Below are 3,811 nucleotides of genomic sequence, written 5' to 3'. Positions count from 1 at the left end.
GGACGCATCATGAGGGTGAGCTCCAGCAAGAAATGGGAGCTCAGCATCAAGGGTGCTGCATGTCATTTGTAGATGGGGGTTATGGAGCGCTTACGAACAAACAGGCATTTATCAGACAGCTGTCCACGGACAGGCGGGCTCAACTCGGCCCTTGGGTGAAAAATGGAGGGATTTCGACGGGAAACGCCGGGGCGTCAACGAAAAAAATCGACGGGTGACAGGTCAAGGCGGTAAACCAAGATGGCCTGAGGGAGAAAACTTCCCCACCAGGGTGGCGGAGAAGTCTATTGGATGCTTGGACGGGACAGTGAAATAAATAGGCCCGGCAGTGTCGGGGCTATTTATTTCAGGTGAACTCTATCTTGCATTCTGACAGAGGGAATGAGCGTCCATCTGAGATAACAAATTTATCGCCCTCTATTCGAGCAAGAAGTAAACCAAGCCCCCTGGCACCCTCCTCTATGTCCTTCCGCCAGCCGGAAAGATCGCCGTGATATATGGCTGCATGAAAAAGCGGGCCATCTGGGGGTGTAATATCACACCCAGCTTCATTGATACCGCCACACGTTGCATTAGGCGGCTCAGTAAAGCACGTTATATTCTTAAACTGCTTTCTAAACTTACTCTTCCCGTCATCGGAAAAATAAATAGCCTCACGAGTAGATGCACCATCAGTTCCAGGAACAACCCTCGCATCTGCCCTCTCCAGCTTCCCACCAAGTATTACCTCTAACTCTTCGAGTTTATCGCTCATAACGGAACCTCAATTTTTCACAGGCGTAATCACAAACTTGAAGTTTGTAACGCCTGCCTCTTTAAATACCTTCGAGTACTGACTAGCTAGCTCTGGGCTATTCGTATGATAAACAACGCCGCCTTCAAAACCTGATGAATATTTCTTCGCTTGATCTACCATCTTGGTTTGCTCTGCAACTGACCAAGGCTTCGTGCCTGAAGAGCTAACCGGGTTCCGAATAGAATTCCCCCAATCCTCTACAAATTTAGCCTCAACAGCAGTTCGCTTCCCGTCAACAATCGTTACGTTATCCGCGACGCCATTCACTCGCTTTCCATTTATGACTGTTGTGTACTGACGATCAGCATATGGAACACTTCCATATATATCTCGAACACCACCTTCATAGCTTTGCGCTTTATCGATGGTACGTTTGCCACTGATGGCCACGGGGCTGGTGGTTTCCAGCGCGCTAACAGTTCCTTTTGCACCTACTTATCGAGCTGGAATTGATCAGAGGATAATGCCAGCTGCGCAACTGTGCGCCCCTGCTCGTCGCAAAACTCTATTTCATAGCCCTCAACTGGCTGACTATATATCTCTATAATCGCCCCCTTCATCCCAGCACGCAGCCCCTCCTCTGGGATATCCTCGACTAACACAACTACATCAAAAAGCGAATAATCCACCTTACACTCCTTACTTGACATAGAGGGTCGTCATCCTAGGTGTGGCAGAGCCAGGATCATATATCCAGCCTGTACGGACAGTTGCCGTATTACCGTTTGGCCCTGTTATTGGCATATCTATAGTTATACGCTGACCAAATTTATCAGAAGCCCCTAACTTGGCAGGATATAGCTTTGCACCCTCCTGCACTTTCGCTATCAAACTTGCAGCATTCGTTTGGTTATAACCCAGCGCCGACTCAAAGACTTTTGCTTTGTTACCGCCAACAGGATGTGTTGTATTCAATGCATAAGATGTAACTTTGTTCGGATCAATAACCGCTTTTTCTGCATTTACCAACCGGCCCGATGCTTGGGTCTGAATGACAGCCTCTGCGTGAGTGTAATTTTTCCAGTTACCTGTCGGACCTGCTAGCGGAGTATGCGGCACGGTAGTAGCTACTTCGCCTGTCGCTTCTGCACCAGAACTCCCTTCGACTCCTTGTGAAACCTTATCCGGGGGGTTTGGCTTCCCCTCCAAAACCTTCCGATCAGGAATAATCGTCGTCTCCGAGTCCGTCATCGGACTCATCGGATTCGGATTTTTAGCATTCTTCGCTGCAAGCTGTTCAATCCTAGCGACCTCAGCCATTTTATCAAGCTGCTGCGCCCCGACCTTGATACCCACCTTGGCCAGTGCCACACCGCCTTTCGCCAGTCCTCCCACGCCTGTAACAATACCGCCCACCTGCCAGGCAATTTCGCCGATGGCTTTGCCTAACGCTTCGGCGTTTTCATCACCGCCGTGCTCCAGCGCGGTTTTGATCGTTGCTATTTTGCCGTTGAGTTCATTGATTACGCTGTCGCCAAACTGTGCTCTGGCCTCTGGGTTATTGATCAGTTCGCCGAGACCCTTAAGTCCATCGAGGGGGTTCATCGCGAATTGTGCGAGACCCTCGATATCATTCCACCCGGACTCTGCCAGGCCTTTGCCGATACCCACCTGGGTCAGCACGTCCTGTTTGCCGCTGATGTACGCCCATTTGCCGGCCACCTGCAGTTTGGCCGCCAACCCTTGGGCCTCTTCATATTCCTTCTTCATCTGCACGATTTGCTGCGTCGCCAGCCAGTTGTTGTCCACCGCCGCGCCCGCCGCGGTGGTGGCCGTGGTCGGGTCGATAGATGCACTGCTCGCTGCCAGACCGGTCACCAGGCTGACGATCAGGTTGCGTTTGGCTTCGCGTTGTTCTTCGCTTTCATCCGGGCTGCTTTCGGAGAACAGCCCGGTCAGCAGGCTTGAGGTGGCTGCACCGGCCGCGCCGCTGCCACAGCTCTGGCTGCTGGCAGCAGCTCCTGCGCAGGCAACGATGCCGTGCAGGGCAGCGTGTAATGGGGAGCCTTCGGTGAGTTCACCATCAGCCACCAGATCGCCGATGAGGCCCGCGCCACGCTGCTGCACGTAATTGACCACCAGGCCCTGGACAAATGCGGCGTTACCGGCGCTGATGTTGCCGCCGGCGGCGCCGATCAGGGCGGTGGTGATCTGCCGGTAGGTACCGCCAGCGCCCCAGTTTTCGGAGATGGCGTTGGCTTCGGCCGCCAGTTGTTTGGCACCGAATTGCAGTTGCATGCGCTCGGCGTCGCTGAGCCCATTCGTGGTATCGGCTTTTTCCTGCAGCGCTTTGGCCTGTTCGCGTTTGCTGTCCGCTTCACGGGCTTTATTGGCCAGGAAGGTGCTGGCTTCGTTGGAGAACGCGCTGACGATCTCGAAGCCGGCACGGATTTCGTCTTCGTCGAAGATCGGCTTGAGCGCGTTGCTGCCGTCACGATCGCTGGACACGTCGCGGTTGAGGCTGGCGACGGTTTGTTCCGCGCTCTGACCGGTGCGTTTCTGCTGCTCGGCTTCGTCGCTGATGACGAGGGCGCCACCACTGATGCCGCTGCGGGTCACGCTGCTGGCGCTGTCGCTGGCACTGATGGCAATCGGCATGGTGGCGCCGATCTTGTTCTCGTTTTTCGCCAGATCGGTGCCGGGGGTTTGTCCGCCGCCGCTCTGAACCTGGCCTTGCTGGTCTTTGCCGACTTCGTTGTAGCCGCCGCCCAGGCTGACGGTGCTGGCGTCGTATTCGGCCTTGTTCTTGATGTCGCGGCTGGTCAGGCTGGCCGTGACAAGACGGTTGTTGCCCTCCTCCACGGCCTTGTCGCTGCTGGCGATCACGCCGCCGACCAGGTCGGTATTGCCGCCTACGTTGATCTGGAAGCCGTCATCGCCGGCTTTGATGCCTGACTGCTCGGTGACACTGGCGTATTCGGAGTCGATATCGGTCTTACCGACGTTGCCGGAAATGGAGCTGGCGCCGGCGCAGAACGGCGGTATGCACAGGCTGACGCCGACGCCCAGGCTCTT

Annotated in this window: 4 protein-coding genes; all 4 read right to left on the bottom strand. The window is 54.9% G+C overall.

Going from position 1 to position 3,811, the window contains the following annotated elements:
* Positions 1 to 346 precede the first annotated feature (346 nt).
* Complete coding sequence (locus BMW49_RS24300) at positions 347 to 754, bottom strand: hypothetical protein (RefSeq protein ID WP_083251869.1); 408 nt, start codon at positions 752 to 754, stop codon at positions 347 to 349.
* 9 nt (positions 755 to 763) lie between these two features.
* A complete protein-coding gene (locus BMW49_RS24750; protein WP_139133886.1) occupies positions 764 to 1,186 on the bottom strand; it encodes a hypothetical protein in 423 nt (140 codons plus the stop codon).
* Positions 1,187 to 1,227: 41 nt separating this feature from the next.
* A complete protein-coding gene (locus BMW49_RS24295) occupies positions 1,228 to 1,425 on the bottom strand; it encodes a DUF4926 domain-containing protein (RefSeq protein WP_083251868.1) in 198 nt (65 codons plus the stop codon).
* A gap of 10 nt (positions 1,426 to 1,435) precedes the next feature.
* Positions 1,436 to 3,811: DUF637 domain-containing protein (locus BMW49_RS24290; protein WP_244168419.1), on the bottom strand; the 2,376-nt coding region annotated here is incomplete at its 5' end.

This window comes from Pseudomonas cuatrocienegasensis (assembly GCF_900110925.1).
Taxonomy (GTDB): Bacteria; Pseudomonadota; Gammaproteobacteria; order Pseudomonadales; family Pseudomonadaceae; genus Aquipseudomonas; species Aquipseudomonas cuatrocienegasensis.
The sequence above is the reverse complement of the archived record's forward strand: the minus strand, read 5'-3'. Positions and strand labels throughout refer to the sequence as shown.

Excerpts from the sequence above, each read along its gene's own strand:
- BMW49_RS24300 (WP_083251869.1), bottom strand. The coding sequence starts at position 754 with ATGAGCGATAAACTCGAAGAGTTAGAGGTAATACTTGGTGGGAAGCTG.